This window comes from Collinsella sp. OM07-12 (assembly GCF_003438275.1).
Taxonomy (GTDB): Bacteria; Actinomycetota; Coriobacteriia; order Coriobacteriales; family Coriobacteriaceae; genus Collinsella.
Map to the genome: position 1 here is coordinate 47,945 of NZ_QSTQ01000014.1, position 19,394 is coordinate 67,338.

The 19,394-nt window shown below is 56.2% G+C and carries 20 protein-coding genes, 1 pseudogene and 1 riboswitch; of the genes and pseudogenes, 3 read left to right on the forward strand and 18 right to left on the reverse strand.

Going from position 1 to position 19,394, the window contains the following annotated elements; genetic code table 11:
* Positions 1-178 precede the first annotated feature (178 nt).
* The 12 genes from map to DXB98_RS10295 all read right to left on the reverse strand — a co-directional run bounded on the left by map (position 179) and on the right by DXB98_RS10295 (position 7,510).
* Entirely contained in the window at positions 179-967 is a 789-nt protein-coding gene (map, locus tag DXB98_RS06475) for a type I methionyl aminopeptidase (protein WP_117743545.1), read from the reverse strand.
* On the reverse strand, positions 964-1,590 hold the full coding sequence (locus DXB98_RS06480) for an adenylate kinase (protein ID WP_055252238.1): 627 nt from the start codon (positions 1,588-1,590) through the stop codon (positions 964-966). Before DXB98_RS06480 ends, map begins: the two co-directional genes overlap by 4 nt.
* Positions 1,591-1,608: 18 nt before the next feature.
* Positions 1,609-2,895 (reverse strand): preprotein translocase subunit SecY, encoded by a 1,287-nt coding sequence (gene secY / locus DXB98_RS06485; protein WP_117743546.1) that lies wholly within the window; start codon positions 2,893-2,895, stop codon positions 1,609-1,611.
* Positions 2,889-3,338 carry a 50S ribosomal protein L15 gene (rplO, locus tag DXB98_RS06490; protein WP_006235267.1) on the reverse strand — a complete coding sequence of 150 codons (450 nt, stop codon included), beginning with the start codon at positions 3,336-3,338 and terminating at the stop codon, positions 2,889-2,891. Before rplO ends, secY begins: the two co-directional genes overlap by 7 nt.
* A gap of 3 nt (positions 3,339-3,341) precedes the next feature.
* Positions 3,342-3,524 (reverse strand): 50S ribosomal protein L30, encoded by a 183-nt coding sequence (gene rpmD, locus DXB98_RS06495; RefSeq protein ID WP_006235266.1) that lies wholly within the window; start codon positions 3,522-3,524, stop codon positions 3,342-3,344.
* Positions 3,525-3,526: 2 nt separating this feature from the next.
* Positions 3,527-4,051: a 30S ribosomal protein S5 gene (gene rpsE, locus DXB98_RS06500; protein ID WP_055252236.1), complete on the reverse strand. Its 525-nt coding sequence runs from the start codon at positions 4,049-4,051 to the stop codon at positions 3,527-3,529.
* Positions 4,052-4,065: 14 nt separating this feature from the next.
* Positions 4,066-4,434 (reverse strand): 50S ribosomal protein L18, encoded by a 369-nt coding sequence (gene rplR, locus DXB98_RS06505; protein WP_055252235.1) that lies wholly within the window; start codon positions 4,432-4,434, stop codon positions 4,066-4,068.
* A 75-nt stretch (positions 4,435-4,509) separates the two neighbouring features.
* On the reverse strand, positions 4,510-5,046 hold the full coding sequence (gene rplF, locus DXB98_RS06510; protein WP_006235263.1) for a 50S ribosomal protein L6: 537 nt from the start codon (positions 5,044-5,046) through the stop codon (positions 4,510-4,512).
* 33 nt (positions 5,047-5,079) lie between these two features.
* Positions 5,080-5,478 (reverse strand): 30S ribosomal protein S8, encoded by a 399-nt coding sequence (rpsH, locus tag DXB98_RS06515; RefSeq protein WP_006235262.1) that lies wholly within the window; start codon positions 5,476-5,478, stop codon positions 5,080-5,082.
* Positions 5,479-5,597: 119 nt separating this feature from the next.
* Complete coding sequence (locus DXB98_RS06520) at positions 5,598-5,783, reverse strand: type Z 30S ribosomal protein S14 (RefSeq protein WP_022094280.1); 186 nt, start codon at positions 5,781-5,783, stop codon at positions 5,598-5,600.
* A 79-nt stretch (positions 5,784-5,862) separates the two neighbouring features.
* The gene (rplE, locus tag DXB98_RS06525; protein ID WP_006235260.1) at positions 5,863-6,420 is read right to left on the reverse strand and encodes a 50S ribosomal protein L5; all 558 of its coding nucleotides are present in this window, start codon (positions 6,418-6,420) and stop codon (positions 5,863-5,865) included.
* Positions 6,421-6,742: 322 nt separating this feature from the next.
* Positions 6,743-7,510, reverse strand: coding sequence for a hypothetical protein (locus DXB98_RS10295; RefSeq protein ID WP_199407137.1), 768 nt, complete (start codon positions 7,508-7,510; stop codon positions 6,743-6,745).
* 272 nt (positions 7,511-7,782) lie between these two features.
* Between DXB98_RS10295 and DXB98_RS06535 the strand changes: the two genes are divergently transcribed.
* Positions 7,783-8,436, forward strand: a complete 654-nt coding sequence (locus tag DXB98_RS06535; protein WP_117734355.1) for a transcriptional regulator — start codon at positions 7,783-7,785, stop codon at positions 8,434-8,436.
* 122 nt (positions 8,437-8,558) lie between these two features.
* Complete coding sequence (locus DXB98_RS10175; RefSeq protein WP_158553160.1) at positions 8,559-9,545, forward strand: hypothetical protein; 987 nt, start codon at positions 8,559-8,561, stop codon at positions 9,543-9,545.
* A 37-nt stretch (positions 9,546-9,582) separates the two neighbouring features.
* On the opposite strand, the gene DXB98_RS06550 is transcribed toward DXB98_RS10175, so the two are convergent.
* Positions 9,583-11,022: an ATP-binding protein gene (locus tag DXB98_RS06550; protein ID WP_369831388.1), complete on the reverse strand. Its 1,440-nt coding sequence runs from the start codon at positions 11,020-11,022 to the stop codon at positions 9,583-9,585.
* Between the two features lie 110 nt (positions 11,023-11,132).
* A riboswitch (SAM riboswitch) is annotated at positions 11,133-11,223 on the forward strand.
* An 8-nt stretch (positions 11,224-11,231) separates the two neighbouring features.
* Here DXB98_RS06550 and DXB98_RS06555 point away from each other — a divergent pair.
* Positions 11,232-11,654, forward strand: a complete 423-nt coding sequence (locus tag DXB98_RS06555; protein WP_117743550.1) for a hypothetical protein — start codon at positions 11,232-11,234, stop codon at positions 11,652-11,654.
* Positions 11,655-11,765: 111 nt separating this feature from the next.
* Here the strand turns inward: DXB98_RS06555 and DXB98_RS06560 are convergent, their stop codons facing one another.
* From DXB98_RS06560 to pglX, 5 genes and pseudogenes are all read right to left on the reverse strand, one after another.
* Positions 11,766-12,401 (reverse strand): hypothetical protein, encoded by a 636-nt coding sequence (locus DXB98_RS06560; protein ID WP_117743551.1) that lies wholly within the window; start codon positions 12,399-12,401, stop codon positions 11,766-11,768.
* A 67-nt stretch (positions 12,402-12,468) separates the two neighbouring features.
* A complete protein-coding gene (locus DXB98_RS06565; protein ID WP_158553161.1) occupies positions 12,469-14,118 on the reverse strand; it encodes a DUF262 domain-containing protein in 1,650 nt (549 codons plus the stop codon).
* Positions 14,119-14,182: 64 nt separating this feature from the next.
* Complete coding sequence (locus DXB98_RS06570; protein ID WP_117743553.1) at positions 14,183-15,166, reverse strand: restriction endonuclease; 984 nt, start codon at positions 15,164-15,166, stop codon at positions 14,183-14,185.
* A gap of 130 nt (positions 15,167-15,296) precedes the next feature.
* Positions 15,297-17,438: a BREX system Lon protease-like protein BrxL gene (gene brxL / locus DXB98_RS06575; RefSeq protein WP_117743554.1), complete on the reverse strand. Its 2,142-nt coding sequence runs from the start codon at positions 17,436-17,438 to the stop codon at positions 15,297-15,299.
* An 8-nt stretch (positions 17,439-17,446) separates the two neighbouring features.
* A pseudogene (pglX, locus tag DXB98_RS10180) lies at positions 17,447-19,342 on the reverse strand (BREX-1 system adenine-specific DNA-methyltransferase PglX); the annotation flags it as partial.
* Positions 19,343-19,394 lie beyond the last annotated feature (52 nt).

Consider the following 19,394-nt stretch of genomic DNA (forward strand, 5'->3'; position numbering starts at 1 on the left):
TGCACGCATCGTAATATCTTCGTAATGGCTCCACAACTACGTGGAACTTGTTACATTTGAAATGTAAAACAAAGCCGTTCCCTGATGCCCAAGATCGTCTTGAAATGAGAAGGAATAGACCTTGGGGTCATGCCTTCGAAATTGAAAGGCGAGGTTGGGCATCAGGGGGCGGCGACTTTTACATTTCTCCGCCCTGCAGGGAGCACCAAGCACCTTGCGCGTCCGTGGTGAGAATCACCGGACCGTCATTGGTAATGGCGACGGTGTTCTCGTAGTGCGCGGCGGGCAGGTGATCGTTGGTCGTAACAATCCAACCGTCGGAGCCCGAGCTCACATGGTTGGAACCCATCGTAACCATCGGCTCAATGGCAATGACCATGCCGGTCTGGAGGCGCACGCCCCTCCCCTTCTTTCCATAGTTAGGAACGTTGGGGTCCTCGTGCATCACACGGCCAATGCCATGGCCCACATAGTCGCGAAGCACGCCGTAACCGTGAGACTCAGCGAGGGACTGAACGGCATAACCGACGTCGCCGATATGGTTACCGGGAACAGCCTGCTCGATGGCAGCCTTAAGGCAATCGCGCGTAACCTCGCACAGGGCCTTGGCCTCAGGCGTAGGGGTGCCGACGAAAAACGTCCAAGCGTTATCGCCAACCCAACCGTCGACAACGGCTCCCGTATCGATGGAGATGATATCGCCATCGCGCAGGATCATGTCGGGGTTGGGAATACCGTGGACCACAGCATCGTTGATCGATGCGCAAATAGTCCCCGGGAACCCGCCGTATCCCTTAAAGGCAGGGGTGCCGCCATGCATGCGGATAATCTGCTCCGCGAGCTGATCGAGCTCAAAAGTCGAAACGCCGGGGCGCACCATGGCTCCAACGTGGCGGAGCGCCATCTTAGATAGCGCTCCTGCCTTCTTCATCTGCTCGATTTGCGTTGCAGACTTAATCTTGATCATAGACCGAGGGCCTCTTTGACATCCCCGTACACGGTCTCGCGAGCCTGGTCACCGTTGACCGACTTGAGCAGACCCTGGCCACGATAGTAGTCGACGAGCGGGCTCGTGGACTTCTCGTAGACGTCGAGACGGTTCTTGATGGTCTCGGGCTTGTCGTCGTCGCGCTGATACATCTCGCCGGCGCACTTGGGGCAGGTAGCATCGGCAGCGGTGCCGGTGTAACCGCAGGCGCGGCAGGTGCGACGCGAAGACAGACGATCGATAATGACCTCGGGGGCCACGTCGACCAGAAGGGCGCAGTCGATCTCGCGACCCATCGCGGAGAGCTCGGAATCGAGCGTCACGGCCTGGGCGGTGTTGCGCGGGAAGCCGTCGAGGATGAAACCCTGCTGGGCATCATCGGCGGCAAGACGCTCCTTGACAAGATCGATCACGAGCTGGTCGGGAACGAGCTCGCCAGCGTCCATGTACTTCTTAGCCTGAATACCAAGCTCGGTGCCGCCCTTGACGGCAGCACGCAGTAGGTCGCCCGTGGAAATGTGAGCGACGCCAAACTCGGCGACGAGCTCCTGTGCGACGGTGCCCTTACCGGCACCCGGAGCTCCGAGCAATACGAGGTTCATGAGCAATCCTCCTCTAGCCTATTTAAAGAATCCATCGTAATCATACATCTTGATCTGGCCTTCGAGCTTATCGACCGTGTCGAGCACGACGCCGACCATGATGAGGATGGACGTGCCGCCAAATGCCTGGATCAGCTGGTTACCCGTGAAAGAGAAGATGATCGAAGGCACGATGGCGATGAGCGCCAAAAAGACAGCGCTGGGAAGCGTGATCTTGTTGAGCGCGTTCTTGATGTAGGCCGCGGTAGCTCTACCCGGACGCACGCCCGGAATAAAGCCGCCCTGCTTCTTAAGGCTGTCTGCCGTGTCATCGGGGTTGAACACCATGGAGGTGTAGAAGTATGCGAAGAACACGATGAGGACAACATTAAGCACCCAGTTGAGCCAACCGGTCGAAAGCGCAGAGGCAACTGCCTGAATCCAGCCGATGCCGGGGAAGAACACGGCAATCTGAGCCGGGAAGTACAGCAGCGCCGAAGCGAAGATGATCGGCACGACGCCCGCGGTGTTGACCTTGATGGGCAGGTAGGTGGTCTGGCCACCCATCATGCGACGACCCACAACGCGCTTAGCGTAGGAGACCGGAATGCGGCGCTGGCCGCGCTCAAGGAAAACAATCAGCGGGATAACCAGCAAGATGATGGCGCAGATGATCACCATGGTGATGATGCCACCGGCATTGCCCTCGGTGCTGGAGAAGATCGCCTGCGGCAGACCGGCCATGATGTTCGCAAAGATGATCAGCGACATGCCATTGCCGATACCGCGCTGGGTGATGAGCTCACCAATCCACATGATCAGCATGGCGCCCGCGGTGAGCGTGCCGACGATCATGAGGTCGAAGATGATCTCGGGAGCGCCGGCGCCAGTAAAGCTGATGCCGAAGCTCTTAAAGAGGAAGAGGTAACCCACGGAGTTGAGGATTGCCAGAGCCAGGGTGAGGTAACGCGAATACTGCGTAATCTTGGTCTGACCGACCTCGCCCTCGCGGGCAAGCTCATGCAGGGAAGGCACAACGGCCTGGAGCATCTGGAGGATGATCGAGCTGGTGATGTAAGGCATGATGCCCAGGGAGAACACCGACACATAGCTCAACGCGCCGCCAGAGAAAAGATTCAGGAGGGCCATAGCACCTGCGGCGACCGAATTGTTATCGGTCGAGAAAAGGCCCAGCATCCCCTGGAAGGGAATGCCGGGCACAGGAACGTGCGCACCAATGCGGTACACGACGAGCATAGCTATGGTAAAAAGAATCTTTTCACGCAATTCTTTGATGCGGAAAGCATTCTTAAGACCATTTAGCACGGCAGCTCGACCTTTCCGCCAGCGGCCTCGATCTTGGCCTGCGCAGAAGCGCTGACCTTGTCGACCTTGACCGTGAACTTCTTGGTGAGCTCACCATTGCCGAGCACCTTGACGGGCTCGAACTCGCTCTTAGTGATGCGAGCGGCCTTAAGAGCGGCACCGTCGATCACAGCGCCGTCCTCGAACTTACGCTCGAGACGCTCAACGTTAACAGCGGTGTACTCGATACGACGGGGGTTGCGGAAGCCCGGAAGCTTGGGCAGGCGCATAGCCAGCGGAGTCTGGCCACCCTCGAAGCCGGCACCCTTGGTGCCGCCAGAGCGGGAACCCTGGCCCTTCTGACCGCGGCCAGAAGTGGTGCCGTGACCCGAAGAATTGCCACGGCCGACGCGCTTGCGGTTCTTGGTGGAACCGGGCGCGGGAGTAAGATCGTGAAGCTGCATTTGCTACTCCTCTACAATCTCGACAAGGTGCTTGACCTTGAAGATCATGCCGCGGACGGACTCGTTGTCAGCAATCTCGCGAACCTCGCGGATCCTGTGGAGACCGAGGGCACGGACAGTACGGACCTGGTCCTGCTTGCAACCGTTGGTGCTGCGGACCTGCTTGATCTTGATGGTGTCAGCCATGCTTAGTTCTCCTTACCGACGAACATCTCGGAGACCGTCAGGCCACGGCGAGCCGCGACGTCCTCAGGGCTGGAGAGCTCCTTGAGGCCCTCGACGGCAGCCTTGATGATGTTGAGGCCGTTGTCGGTACCGAGGGACTTGGACAGGACGTTCTTGATGCCAGCAAGCTCGAAGAGGGGACGCACAGCGCCGCCGGCGATAACGCCGGTACCCTCGACAGCGGGCTTGATGATGATGCGGCCGGCACCAAAGTGGCCGAGAACCTCGTGCGGGATGGTGCCCTGCTCGGTCACCGGCACGTGGAACATGTTCTTCTTGGCATCGAGAGACGCCTTGGAGATGGCCAGGGGCACCTCAGCGGACTTGCCCATGCCAACGCCGACGTTGCCCTTGCCGTCGCCAACGACGACGAGAGCGACGAGGCTCATGCGACGACCACCCTTGACGGTCTTCGACACGCGGTTGATGTAAACGACGCGCTCCTCGAACTCGGAGGCCTCGCGCTGCTGCTTCTGATTACGAGCCATGTGCTACATACCTCCTAGAACTCGAGACCGGCGGCACGAGCACCGTCGGCGAGGGCCTTGACGCGGCCATGGTAGATACGGCCACCGCGATCGAAGGCGACCTTGGTGATGCCGGCCTCGATGGCGCGCTTGCCAACGAGCTGACCGACCTTCTCCGCAGCCTCCTTGTTCGAGGTGTGGGTGCCCTTGAACTCGGCCTCGAGGGTCGAGGCAGAGACGAGCGTCAGGCTGGAGCCCTTGCTGTCGTCGATGATCTGGGCATAGATGTTGGCGTTAGTACGGGTCACGCGAAGACGCGGACGCTCGGCGGTACCCGAGACCTTGCCGCGAACACGACGCTGACGACGCTTGAGGCCTTCCAGCTTCGCCTTATGCTTGTTCATACGTAAACTCCTAAAAAGGTTGATCTTGCCAGCACCTGACGGGGTGCTGGTCTTATGCGAGTGAGTCGGTTACGACTACTTGGCGGCCTTACCCAGCTTGCGGCGGATGTGCTCGCCAACGTAGTGGATACCCTTGCCCTTGTAAGGCTCGGGAGGACGATGGCCGCGGATCTCAGCGGCGATCTGACCGACCTGCTGCTTGTTGATACCCTTGACGTTCACGTGGGTGTTGTCGGGAACCTCGAAGGTGATGCCCTCGGGAGCCTCGACGATCACGGGGTGCGAGAAGCCCAGGGAGAACTCGAGGTTCTTGCCCTTCTGCTGCACGCGGTAACCGACGCCGGCGAGCTCGAGCTTCTTCTCGAAGCCCTCGGAAACGCCAACAACCATGTTGTGGATGAGCGCGCGGGTGAGGCCGTGGCGGGCACGGGTCTCACGCTCGTCGTCGGGACGGGAAACGGTGAGGACGTTGTCCTCGACGTTGATAGCGAGCTTCTCAAAGACATCGAGCTCGAGCTGGCCCTTGGGGCCCTTGACGACAACGTTGTTGCCGTTGACTGCCACTTCGACTCCGGCGGGAATCTGGACAGGCTTATTACCGATACGAGACACGGTGATCTCCTTTCCTTCTACCTACCGAGCGAATTACCAGACGTAAGCGATGATCTCGCCGCCGACGTTGTGCTTGCGAGCATCGCGGTCGGTCATGACGCCATGGCTGGTGGAAATAATGGCGGTACCAAGGCCACCGCGGACGCGGGGCATGTCGGCAACGCCGGTGTACTTACGCAGGCCCGGCTTGGAAATGCGGCGGATGCCGTTGATGACCTTAGCCTTCTTGGGACCATACTTAAGCGTGATGTGCAGAGTCTTCTGGGGAACGGTGTCCTCGACATCGTAGCCCTCGATGTAGCCCTCCTCGTGCAGAACACGAGCGATCTCGACGAGCTTCTTGCTGCTCGGCATGGAGACCGTGGCCTTGTTCACAGAGTTAGCGTTACGGATGCGCGTAAGCATATCTGCGATCGGGTCTGTAAGGTTCATACAGATTCTCCTTCGTTCTTGATGAACACGTGCTCTTGGTTCTTCGCCGCCCTTAACGGCAAAGCCTAACTAGCGCGTTTTCCCTGTTCCAAACTGATGCTTGAAACGCTGGTAGTGACTTACCAGCTGGCCTTCTTAACGCCGGGAAGCTCGCCCTTGAGTGCAAGCTCGCGGAAGCAGACACGGCACAGGCCGAACTTGCGGTACACAGAGTGCGGACGGCCGCAGCGCTGGCAGCGCGTGTACTCACGAGTAGAGAACTTCTGCTTGCGATTGCACTTGACGATCATCGATGTCTTAGCCACTTATATCCTCCTCACATAGAGTATTGTTCGCCCCAAGCGCCGCCCCCTTGTGGGAACGGCGCTTATAGGGCAGGTGAACCTATTTCTTGAACGGGAAACCGAAGGCGTCCAGAAGGGCCTTGGCTTCCTCATCGGTGTTGGCGGTGGTCACGAAAGTGATGTCCATACCACGCTGGTGATCGACGGAGTCGAAGTCGATCTCGGGGAAGATGAGCTGCTCGGTGACGCCCATGGAGAAGTTACCACGGCCGTCGAAGCTCTTGGCGGAGATGCCGCGGAAGTCGCGGATACGGGGGATCGCGACGGAGGTCAGACGATCGAAGAACTCCCACATACGGTCGCCACGCAGGGTAACCTTGCAGCCGATCGGCATACCAGCGCGCAGGCGGAAGGTAGCGATGGACTTGCGGGCACGGGTAATCATCGGCTGCTGGCCGGTGATGGCGCGCAGGTCGCGCACGGCACCGTCGATGGCCTTGGAATCGGTAGCGGCCTCGCCGACACCCATGTTCACGACGATCTTCTCAAACTTGGGGATCATCATGACGTTCTCGTACTGGAACTTGTCCTGAAGCTGCTGCTTGACCTCGTTGTTGTACTTGGTCTTCAGACGCGGCACATACTTCTCTTCTGCCATTGTTCACTCCTTCTTGGGGTTTTAAGCACGGGGCGTGGCCACGATGGGTTGTCCTCGTGCCTCCTGGCTGCATCCGCGCCGCTCATGGCATTTCGCGGTTTGGACTCGACGCAGCAGGAGCCGACAAAACAATCGGTACTATACGCGCATCGGGAGCGTATTACCAGAAAAACCTCGTCTGCCTGCACAACTCCACAACTCCCCCGCACAAATATGACCCGCATGTGCCAGGGTAGCTAATTTGGGACGGGGCCTTTTTAGCTACCCTGCGACAAGGTAGCTAAAAAAGCCCCGTCCCAAATTAGCTACCCCTGGGATGCGATTAGCGCTTGCGGGGGACGAGCTTGGTGCGGCGCAGGTGGATCATCTCGGCGGCGATGGAGATGGCGATCTCCTCGGGGCAGAGCGTCTCGATGTGCGCCGCGGGAATCTCGGAGGCCGCGTTGGTGTAGGTGACCTTACTCCCCTCCTCCACCAGCGAAAGCCTGGGGCAGCCCACAATGGTGTGGCGCGATTCCTCGCCATGGCACTCGGCCACATCGCCCTCGAGCGCGCTCGCGATAAACGGTTCAAAGTCGATGACGAAGTCGCCGATACGTCGATACGCCAAGACGTCGGCAACCGACTGGAACAACGGCGTCTGGGTCGCGTCCAGGTGCAGATAGCACAGGCAGATGGCTCCGCCGCAGATCATGCCGGTATCGGAGTTCTCGCCGCCCATGGTGTAGCGGACCAGACGCGATTTACCCCCGGCCAGCAGCTCGCGAGCCTCGTCCAGCGCAAAGAGCTCGATTTTGCCGCCGCCGACCAACGTCGCCTTGTCCGAAATATGGTTGATATAGCTGGCATCGCCGCGCGGGTCGACGTCGGCGCACTTAAAGCCCTCGGTCGCCTGAACGCCGTCGGCCAAAAGGCCGCGCAAGCAGCCGTCAATCTGCGTGACCATGTACGGTTTGAGCAGAGCAAAAGCGGTTCGACCGCTAAGCAGCGACGATCCGCCATCCTTGCCCTTAAGCCCCATAAGGTCGGGAAAGAGGCTCGCAGGGAACAGCACCGGCGAGGCGGGTTCACCGTTTAGGGCAAGACGCACGGGCGCGACGCCGCCGTTGGCCTTAAAAGCGCTTATCCCGCACGCCCACGATGCAAAAAGGGGGCACCCCACCGGTTGGCAGAGTGCCCCCTTTACATGGTTTACCTCAACCCGGCTTTAGGCCTGGAACCAACGGGCGGCGTTGACCTTGCCGTGCTCGCAAGAGGCGCCTGAGATGTTGGCGGTCTTATAACGCAGCGACGCTTTCGTTATTTGCGAACAAGTGGGGTTTATGGCACAGTGAGCCCAAACTAATTTTTAGGAAGGCACCCATGACCCCCGCACAGATTGAGTTCTACAAGCGCCTTGCACACGGTCTGGCGCTCCAATTTGGCCCCAACTGCGAAGTCGTCGTCCACGATCTGGAAACCGAGGACGTGGACCACTCCATCGTAGTGATCGAAAACGGCCACGTCAGCGGGCGCAAACTGGGTGACGGCCCCAGCCATATCGTGTTTGAGTCCATGCACGAGGGCACCACCGACGTGCACGACCGCGAGCCATACCTCACCAAAACCACCGATGGCAAGCTGCTCAAATCGTCGACGATCTTTATCCGCAACGACGAGGGCAAGCCCGTCGGCATTTTGGGCATCAACTTTGACATTACGCTTATGAAGGCTTTTGAGCGTTCGCTCGACGCCTTTACCGGCACCGGCGGCACGGGCTACACCGAGCCCGAGCCCATTACCAAGAACATCGGCAACCTGCTCGAGGACCTGCTGCACGAGTGCGAGCAGTTTGTGGGCAAGCCCGCGGCGCTCATGACCAAAGACGAGCGTATTCGTGCCATTGGCTACCTCGACCGTCGCGGCGCCTTCCTCATTTCAAAGTCGAGCGAGCGCGCCTGCGAGTTCTTTGGCATCTCCAAATACAGCTTCTATAGCTACCTCAACGAGGCCAAGGCGGCGGCCGGCGACAAATAGTCAGCGCGCCTGCACCCCTCCCCTTTTTGGGCGCGAGTTCTGGAAAGCATGAATCCAAGACCGAGCCGCTTGGGAAGTTCCATATAATCGATGTCATTGGTATTTCGAAAGGGTGGAACAGAATGGCGTTGAGCAAGGCATCATGCACCGGTCGCGGATTGATTCCGGCAATTGATGGACATGTGCACCGCATGTTCGATGAGGGTGAAGACAACCTGTTTTCGCTGAGCCTTGACGACGTGATGGATGATCGCCCGTGGACCGCCGACGAACTCATGGGCGGCGGGGCTCGCCCGTCAAGCCCCAATCCCGCACTTGCGCCTAAGCCCGCATCTGCGCCGACTCCTGCGCAGTCGCCTGTTTCGACGCCCGCGCCTACGCCCGCACCCACTTCGGCGCCCACTCCCGATCCCCGCCCCGCAAGCGACCCGACCGAGACGGCGGCATTTCTCGCTGCAGCGACGCAGGGCAAATCGGCCGACAGCACCGTCATGTTCAGCGCCCAGCAGCTGCCTGTTCCTGCGGCACGCAAGCCTCAGGTCACAAGGCTCGATGAGCCCGCTGCCCATCAGGTGGCCTACGATTCCTGGGCTGCAGCCGATCTGGATGAGACCTCTACCGGCATGCTGGCGCTCGACGTTCCAGTTAACCCGCTTTTTGCCGCCAACACGAGCGCCGCGGACTATGAGGGCGGTGCGGCATATTCCGATTATTCCGATGGCTATGATGGCACCGGTCGCATCGAGACCGAGGATTATGGCACCGCATCGAGCGATTATCTCAACGATCCGTACGCTGCCGCGCCTGCACCGGAATATGACCCGGAGGCCGCGTCCGCACCGGCATATACCAAAAGCACGGGCGAAGAGCTCTTCGCCGATTATTACGCCGAGGAAAAGGCACTGCGTTTCTCGGAATTTCCGCAGGCAGTCAAGGTTGCCTTTATCGCCATTATCATTGCCCTGCTCGGCGTCATTGCGTTTGAGGGATTCCAGCTGTTCCGCGGCCCCACCCAAGCGGAGTCGGAGACCCAGCAAAAAGAGGACGATAACGAGTATCTGGACATCAACACCCTCAAGGGCGACCCCAACGATGGAGACGACGAGTAGCGAGGGTTAAGGGAGGGCCGGAAGAGCCGGCGGCATGTTACGGCTCCAAAAGCCCTGCCATAAAGATGGGCAGATACAGCACGTCACCATCGCGGCGAAGATTACATTCCGCAAGTACCAGGGCGCGATCGACTCCGTAGCCCTTCGTCGCGAGTGCGTTGTCGAGCGCCGCATGGGACTTAAAGCTCTTGCCCGACTTGACCTCGATGGCAAACACTTCCCCATCGAATGTCTCTTCCACAAAATCGAGCTCACCGACCTTTTTGGACGTAAAGTAGCGCAATCTAAATCCATGAGCTTTGAGCTCTTGGGCAACGAAGCCCTCAAACGCCGCCCCCATGTTCATGCCAAAGGGGTCTTCCGCCTCCCCATCAAAAACGCCTTGGGCGACCTTCTTGGAATACGACGACATGAGCATTCCGGTGTCCAAGTAAAACAGCTTGAACAGATTTCGTTGCTCCCCCAATAAAAGGGGTGCCACGGGCGCCGTTACGTTATACACGGGAAGCGCGACACCCGCCTCCGATAACCAGAGAAAATGATCCGTCACCTGCGAAAAACGTTTGACACCGTTAATCGATGACAGTTTGAATCGCTTGTTTTTGGAGCCGGCCTCGCTGGGAATCAGATCATAGATATCGCGAATAACCAAGCGTAGCTCAGGCGGAGCGTACTTTGCGATGTCATCGCGATACAGGGCGTGAAGATCACGATGGATGTTTCGAACCTCGTCGACATTGCGCGTCGCCAAGAAGGAATTGACCGCGTCGGGCATGCCTCCCACCACCACATACTGATGGAACAGATCGAGCAAGCGGTCATACAGGTAGCCAGGGAGCTCCCCTTCATCCTTTAGACAGCCCCTGAGCATGTCAAACACGCTGGCACCAACGCCATTTGCCCAGCAAAACTCCTCAAAGTCGAGCGGGTACATCTGGACCTGCTCGACATACCCCACCGGCAGGGAATCGATGCCCTCGAGCTCAACGCCAAGGAGCGATCCGGTAAGGATGTATCGAAAGTCGCCGCGCTGGACCAGGTATTTGATAAACGTCACCACGTTGGGGCATCGCTGAACCTCATCGATAACCACGACGGTTTTGTTCGCAACCATCGGCTGCGTCGCAGCGATAGACATGCGCATAAGCAGGTCGTCCGCACTTTTCGCCGCCAAAAACGAATCGCGCACGGACGCGTCGGCGATAAGGTCGAACGTCACGATATTTTCGAACGATTCGTTTGCAAAGACATTGACCAAATATGACTTTCCTACCTGTCGGGCACCCTTGACCAAAAGAGCCTTGTTAGGTGACGAGGCAAGCCAAGATTCAAACCGTGCTTTCGCTTTTCTCTGCAGCATAAGCGCACCCCTTATTACGTGCTGTTTTAGCACTAGGATACACTTTTCCGTAGTTATTAGGTGCTCATTTCGACACTTTTCCGAAGTTTTAAAGTGTGTATTACAACACTTTTCCATACTTTTATATGGGAATTTTCGACACTTTTTCGAATTTAAGCTTAACAGCAGGCGGCGCTTGATTTCTGTCCGCGCTGATAGACTCCATCTTGCCCGCAAGGAGCGGGCGCGTTTTATCCAGAGTCGGGGTAGAGAGTTGGCTCCACGATCCCGACGCCAACCGGCCAAGAGGCACGGTGGCCCTGCCAACATCGATGAAAGGAGTCCGTATGGACAATTTCTCCGTGCGCAGTGAGCGCAACTTCCACAATCTGGTCGTCAAACCAAAACGAATGCATCTTCTGGACAAGCCGAACTGCTATGCCTCGGCCATGGTCAAGAGCAGCCTCTCCCACCAGATGCGCTTTACCGTGCAGGTGCTCGAAGAAGAGCTCTGTGTTGCCGGCGACCCGCATGTTCTGCAGATCAAGCTGCTCGGAGACGACTCGCGCGAGCCGTCCAGCTGGAAGCTGTTTGCCGACGGCGTGTGCGTTGCGGACGAATCCGGCGTCTTTGCCCGCGAGTGCTTCTGCGAGGGAGCCGAGACGTTCCTGAACCTGTGTCGCGACGCCGTACGCGCGGCCGAGCTGCACCAGTGGAGCCAGAGGGAGTACGAGTTGTTGAGCGTGGCCCGCGGGATTGCGATGGTGTAGGTAGACGCAGGCGGCGTGCAGCCGTTGCACGCCGCCGCTCAAGCCGCGCGATGTCAAAAGACTGACACTTGTGTATACCTTTTGACATGCACAAGTGCCAGCCGGGTTTATCTATGCCGCTCGCAAGAGAATTTCACGCTGGGTGTTCAGACATTCCCTAAGGCCTTCAACGTCATTCGGTTTCCGTTCGAACAGCTTAAGAATGACATTGGAGACCTTCTCACCATTTGCCTTCGAAAGACGCTCTGTGTAGTCGCGCACGGACTTAACGATGTCCTCAAACTGCTCGCCCTTAATTTCGACCGTGGAGCCTTCCTTACCGCCATTAAGGGCAGTTATGGCGCCTTCCAACCTGTCAATCATCTCGATTGTAAGTTCGCCGTCCCCCAGAGCTTTGAGGTATTCCGAGAATGCGGAGTTAAAGTCTGCCATCCGCTTCTTTCGCAACGCGTCTTCTTTGCCGTGGCGCACGCGAGTCACTCCCGCATAGACGCCCCCGCCGACCGCAGCTACGCCCGCAACCGCAAGCGCGGCTATAGCAACTTTCTTGTTCCGCCTCGCAAGCTGAACCGCCTGGTCAGCTATACGCAGCGCTTTGTTGGCCCCATTTTGAACATCTGCAGGCTTAAGAAACTGGATGATACGCCCGGCGTTGTCGCGCACAACACCGCCCCATTGAACATACTTACCAGTAGCTAGGCCCAGTGCAATTTCTGCGGGAACCTCGAAAGCAACTTGTTGAATCATAAGTACCTTTCAATTGGAACGATTACTGGCTATAGCAGAAAGGGCAGAATGTAAGACTTGAGAACCACTACATTTGGAACTGCTTATATAGCGTATCCGCAATATGAGCAGTTCTCCGCGCAACGTTCAACTCCCTCTTTTCATATCTCTCTGCAAACTTTCTTGTAGTTACGAAACGCGACTCTCGGTATATGACTAGTTTTTCCTCGATGGGCTTATCTTTGCATCGCGCGTTTAAGCCGGACTCGAGTGGAAGCAAATTGCCGATCAAAGCATTTTGTTCGCCTGCGGAATCAGGCAATACGTGCTCGATTGTGTACTCTCCAAGCTCTTTAGCTCCACCCATGCTCAGCTCCAGCAAAGACAGCACCAATTTGCATCTGTCCTTGAGCTTGTTGTCTTCGTAGAGCGTCCATTGATGGGACCATCCCAGAGCACTTAGGCTCGTCTTAAACGCTTCGATACTCGGCAGCTTACTCCCAAAGCTCTTGCGCCATTCCTCGATGACTCCCGGAGAGCATTCTGTTTCAAGCAAATATGAGTGCTTGCCAATAGAATCTGTCAGATGATTTGATTCCATCCCCCCAACGACTTTGTAACAAATATAAAACCTGTAAATAAACTCAAGTGAGTCGTTGTATTCCTGCAAAGAGATTTGTTCCCTGTCGCGGCAATGCATCAAACTCATCAGAAGCGGACGAAAAACTTTGACATTATGTGCCTTAAAGAAAAGCAATATCTCGGCGTTTCTGTCGCCTGTAGTGGGCGTCACTATTTCGGCGTAATACTCTGCCTTCTTCTTCAAGTCAAAGAGAAGCTCAGAGGCTTTAGCGGGATTAGCTGAATCGCGGATTTTCTTATACGGACCTTCTTTGTCTTTCTGGGTTAGACGATATCGCTGAATAGCATACTGTCTCAAAAAAGGTTTCATGTTGGAGCCGAGAAGCTGCTCAATTTCAGACCAAACAATTTTGGCATCGTCTCTTTTTTCCACCGGGTTTATATAACGCATGATGTAGTTTTTCAGCAACTCGTGGTCTTCAAGCTCGATGCCACGAGCATTGAGGATTTCGAAGATGGTATAAGAGTCTTCTTCTGTTGAAGAACTAATGCTGACGTACGATGTCGAGATAACTGCGTTTCGAAATGCAATTAACTTGTCGTCTGGCATGCGCTCCAGGCAACTAGAAAAATACTGAAACGCTTTCAAAATCAATGAATCCTTTGTTGCAGATACGCATCTCTCTTTTGCAAATGCGGTGGGTGTCGTAGATGATGCGCTTGTTCCGTCCGCCTCTATGACACCCAGAACAATTCGTTCCAGAGTTAAGTGATTGCCCGGGGACACAATCACATGCTCGTTGTTTTTTACGTCAGTAGCCACAAGATACTTCTTTGTGCCGCCGGCATCTTCAAGCAGACCACGTCGCTTGAAGGCATAAAGGATGCTCGACAGCAGAATTGTTAGAGTGATGATTCTTTGTTGCCCATCGATGATCGTAAAAACAGAAAGCCCTTCTTCGGCGGCCTCCTCCATAAGAACGATCGAGCCGATGAAATGAGATGAAGAGACACCGTTCGTAACAAGCTCGATGTCCTGAAACAGGTCATTCCAATTATCTTCCTTCCAGACATACATGCGCTGATTTCGCGGGATACGGTATATTGCATCATTCAACAATCGACCCACTACGCTCTGTCTTGCGTCAAAAGACATCATTAACTCCTATTTATAAATCCCAGTAATCCATCGCAGCCGAACTACCCTTACGCCTCCTTATTTAAGCTGGCCACCAAATGCGCGTGAGTGGAAGAATGGAACGCGTGTCGTCATCTGTCTTGTCATAGATTTCGACATAGTGCCGCACGAAGGCATCCAGATCGAGTAGTCGCACGGGAATGTTTGCACGATCCGCCTCGTAGCGCGCCTCTTTCGTAAAGCCCCCAGTTGACACATACAGTCCACGGTCGCCCGCGCGAAGGCCACCGATAAAAGCACGGACTGCCGGAGCGCCCATGGCGCCCTTACGGTGTTTGACCTCGGCGACGATGCGAGGCGATTCCAATCCGAGAGCATCCGGAGACGCCACCACATCGCGACCACCATCAGGGCCCTTGGGCATAACGCGAGCGCAGTAGCCCATAGCCTTGAGCAAGCCCGCTACTAAGCGCTCCATATCCTCCCAATCGAGCTGGTTAACGCGGTCCTTGATAAGCTCAATGCCATTGTCATAGGTCGCTGCGAGGGTTTCTTCGTCATTTGTCGCGTCGTTGTCATCAATGGCGGATTCATTTGAAGCCACTGCCGACTTGTCCTTTGCAGCGTTCATGAGGTCGGCCATAACTTCATCAGACACGGCAAAGATGGTTTGGATGCCGCCAAGTGAATTCTTAGAAGAAGGCAAGAGCACGTCACGTGGAGCGGTTTCGCCCCACGTGACGTCTCGCGTGTAGGTCACTCCGTCCATATCGCAGACGGCAACGCAGGGGCCAGTGATAACGCCAAGGTGATAAAGGCGGCTCTCCGGATCGTACATGACAACGGTCGAGCCCGTAGTCATATCGTGCGCAAAGCGGTAAACCTGGCCAACACCCGCCGCGACTTTACCCTTGCTGTCACCGGGATGCGCCTGGCCATATGCCGTCCTAATCTGTTCGCGATCCATAGCGGCAATATCGGCACTATCAAAATCCCAACCGATACCTATGACGCCACGCTCGAGCCAACTGGGCGCGTATACTCCCCCGCGCCCAGCGCGAATCATCCAAGCACCCACACGAAACCTGCCTCCCCGCCATAGTGCATCTGTGTTGTGGCACCATGGCTTAGCCCAAAACCCCAAAGATCGCTTCGACGACATTCGCTGCATTGGCAAATGACAACAAGCGGCCCTATTACTCGCTCACCTTCATGTAGGTGAGCTCAAATGCCTTTACGCGACGCATTTCGGGCAGGCGGTTCTCGATGCTAAAAGCGTTGCCGCTGTCGAAGCGTTGCCAAATATCCAGCCCGCGATCGAGCAGGATGTCCCACTTGCGATCAATCTTGAGATGTCGCGCATGAAGCGCACCGCTGCGATCAATCTTCCAAGTAAAATCAAGGCCCAAAGGAGACATGGACTCCCTGATTTGCTCCAGATATTCCTCCTGTTTAGAATCGGGGTATTCGTCGGGAGCTGTGACCAGATGCACCTTTACCGAAGTCACGTCGAACTTGCAATGACGCACGACCACTTCGAGCAGCTCCATTACGTTGCGGCACTGGTGGAACGTGCGCACGTACGGATCAATAATCTCGACGTTGTGCGCCCCCTCCAAATAGGCACCAAAGAGCTTCTCATAGGAAACACCGCGCTGATTCTCGCGCAGGGCAATGTGCCCAGCCCCAGGCTTGCGCACCGCTGGCTTCGGCTGAGACTGCGCAGGAGGTGCTGCCTCAGCCTCAGCGGACACAGCAGGCTTATCCACGGTTTCTTCGGCGACGCGTTCGTCTGCCTGGACCGCTGCCTCGAACCCATCGGTCATAGGCGCTTTGCCCCCGTCGCCCTCCCAAGGCACCTTGTCCAGTGAGTGATACGTCGCGGGATAGTCAAGCTCCTCGAGCGTTGCCACCTGTTTCCAGGCGCCTCCCCCCTTGGGGCGATAGGCAAAGTCAACACGCTCGAAGGTCTCGTCAATGCGGATGAGAGTATCCTTTACGCGCTTGCGCAGCTCCAAAGCGAACTCGACGATCTCAGCGGCCTCCTCAGCGGTCTCATTGCGCCCGGGGAACAGAATTTTCATCAGGCCCGCGCATGTCTTTACCACGCCGTCACGGTCGCGCGTCGAGATACTGCTCGAAAGCTCGAAGAACCGATCGACCTCACCCGAATAGTCCATAGGACGCATAGCACGCAAGGCCTCGGCAAGGTAGTCAACGATAAAGCCAAAATCACTGCAGAACATGTCGCCACGGATGATATCCATCTCCCAGCCAGGGATATAGGCATGCAAGCGATCAATAAACGCGGGGTCATGATAGACGGGGGGCAAATCCTCGAGCAGGTCCGTCTTGTTGATCATGTAGCTCACGTCGTGGCTCGTGTTGCCCACGAACACCATAGACGCCTCTGCCGTCACCTGTTCAATACCACGACTAAAGCTCTTGTTGGCCATATAGTTCTTCATGATGTCAACAATGTCTGCCTTGGGCTTCTTGTTCTTACCGGCGAACTCGTCGAAGGCCACACAATCCCAGTAGCCAACCAAACCGATCTTGCCCGTGGAGTTGTTCACGAATAGCTTTGCCGGCGTCACCTCGCCGCCCGAGATAAGAATGCCATGCGGGCTAAACTCGCTAAACACATGGCTTTTGCCAGTGCCCTTAGGACCCAACTCAACCAAGTTGTAGTTGCGCTCGCAATAGGTCACGAGGCGGGTCAACTGAAACAGCTTGGCACGGCGGCCCAGCTGGTTAGGATCCAAACCAATCGAACGGATGAGTATGTCAATCCACTCGTCCTCAGAAAACTGCGAGCGGCGTGTAACGAAGCCCTCAAAGTCGAAACGCGACATCTGAATAGGCTTAAGCGAATTGAGGACATAGGGCGATTCATCGCGCGCCTCATTTGCCTCGTAGGATAAATCGGCGATGCACCACACGCCCGAAACGAGCAGACGACGATTCTTCTTAACTGTGTCAGAGCTCACGAGGACCTTGGATACACCCAGGTTCTCAAAGGATGCCTCGTAGGCATCGCGCTTCTCGTTGAGCGTGACCGAAACCTTGTCGATGATACGCTTCTGGCCAATTTGCTTAATATCAGAACGTATAGCGCCAGCCTCGGCACGTTGCACGTAGTGCTTGGCAAGGATGCTGCGCACGCGCTCCACGCCCACCTCAATCTGGCCTTCGTCATCGGTGGCGCAATTCTGCCCCAGCAGGTACTCAAGCACGTAGCTGGGAACCGCCGCATTGCCCTTCACGAGCTTGACGAGGTCCTTACGGACTACATAACCCGTAAATACGTCGTTCAGTTTTTTATCCAATGCGTCCATGCGCAGTCCTATCTCCAAGTGCTCAATCCCGCGACCTTGGCCAAGGCGTGCGGGAACTTGTTGTAGTTCTTCTTCACGCCATCGTCCAGGTCGATGTCTACGCGCTCGTTGGCCAGCGGGTAGATGACGTCGCGCTCCCAATCGGTAAGCTCGCGCACCACCGCACGGTACTTGTCCGCCTGGCGGTTGTCGGCCGCACGGTCGCTCTGCTCGAGCTGGCCGATCTTCGCGTTGAGCTTCTCGACGTACTCGCGCAGGTACCTGGTCAGGATCTGGCCGACCGCGCTCGGCGTGTAGCGGTGCATGTAGACAAGAACCTGGAAGCTGCCCCTAGGGCTCGCGAACATCCAATAGATGGGGCGCTTACCGCTACCTGTCACCTGATAAGTGGCACAGTGGTCCTTGTAGAAGTCCTTCACAAAGTACTTGCGCAGGTCCTTGCCCAGGGCATTCTCAATGAACTTCACATTCTCGTCGAGCGTCTCGGTGCCATAGGTCACTTCAAGCCACTTGCGGAACTGCGCCACGATGTCATCGCCGAACCACTCGCCATCCAGCACGGGGATGATTGCATCGTCGTCGGGCAGGAATCCAGCATCGGGGACTTTCGCTTTGAAGTCGTCCACCGTCTGCTGCGCGTCGGCCAGGATCAACCCGGGCGCGAAGGCAGAGTAGCGGCCCATGATGCAGCCGACACCGTAGGAGACGAGCGACTTCACATCACGCACCAGGTCGGCGCGACGCACCGAAACTTTATCTTCGGGTACCTCGATGGGCACCTCACCTTCCATGCCGTAGGTGCGCGCGAAGATGCGGTTGAGCTCCTCCTCGTTGGCTTTGAGCTGGTTGAAGCGCTCGTCGCACTCGTCGCTCCAACGCGCAAACCGCTCCGAGATAAGGGAAACGGAGGCTGCGCGGGCGTCATAACTCATGCCGTAGGAAAGTTGCTCGACGCGTTCGCGCGCAGAAGGCGCAAGCGGATGCCACTCGAAGTCCCAGGAGGTTTCGAAAGAGTCCCAGTCCTTTTTCGAGCATGTAAGGCACCCTTGCGAATAATCTTTCAGGACAGCGGCGTCGGTCTCCGGTATAGAAAGTAGAGGCACATTCGCAATGGGGCCTGGAGGGTAATTCAAAGTTGGATTAATAAATGACAACAAGCGTGCGGCGACGGCTGAGTTGAGAAAAGCCATCAACATATACAAGTCAGAATACTCACTTGAGAAGAAAGCCGGAGAAGCACTGTCAAATGTAAAGCCATCTTCGTAATACCGCATGTGAAAAGCTCCTGAACTGACCTTCGTCCACGAGACCATGGGCTTTCCATAGAATTGATTGCCGTCGTGTCGAAAGCCAGGCTTGGTATTCATTTCACGCCTTGCGTCTTCGTCATACCACAGCACAAAAGAGCGGTTTCCGTACCATTTTCTATAATCCCCACCTTTATTGTGATGCCAATATCTCCTATCGGAATCGCTTCCACATTGCTCATTAAACGGAACTTCGAACCATAGTCGAAGGAAAGAATTATTGTCGCCGGTGGAGATTCCCGCGTGCGGGACAAAGCGACAGCGAATAGATTCCCCTACCCTAAATGCATGATAAATCGATTTGTCCGCCCAGTATGAAATTGGGCTATCGGGAATAGCTTTAAAATCTTTTTCGCATGCCACAAAGCGATTCGCGGCCAAGTTGTCTCTTATCGCCAATCTTAAAGCTCTGTCCTTTTCTTCAGCATTCGCATAGCCGACAAGCCTAATGTAAACTCCAGGCAAATCTGAATTGGCATTGTGAAACACCGTCGCAACAGTTTGGACAACTTCTCCAGCAATCTGTTCAAATGCCCGAGCGCCAAGATGGGCCATCGCGCGTATACAGCACCTTTCAATCATCGTGGCTCGCATTTTTTTATAACTACTTCTGACAGTCTAGGAAACGGGTGATGGATTCGCTATGTCG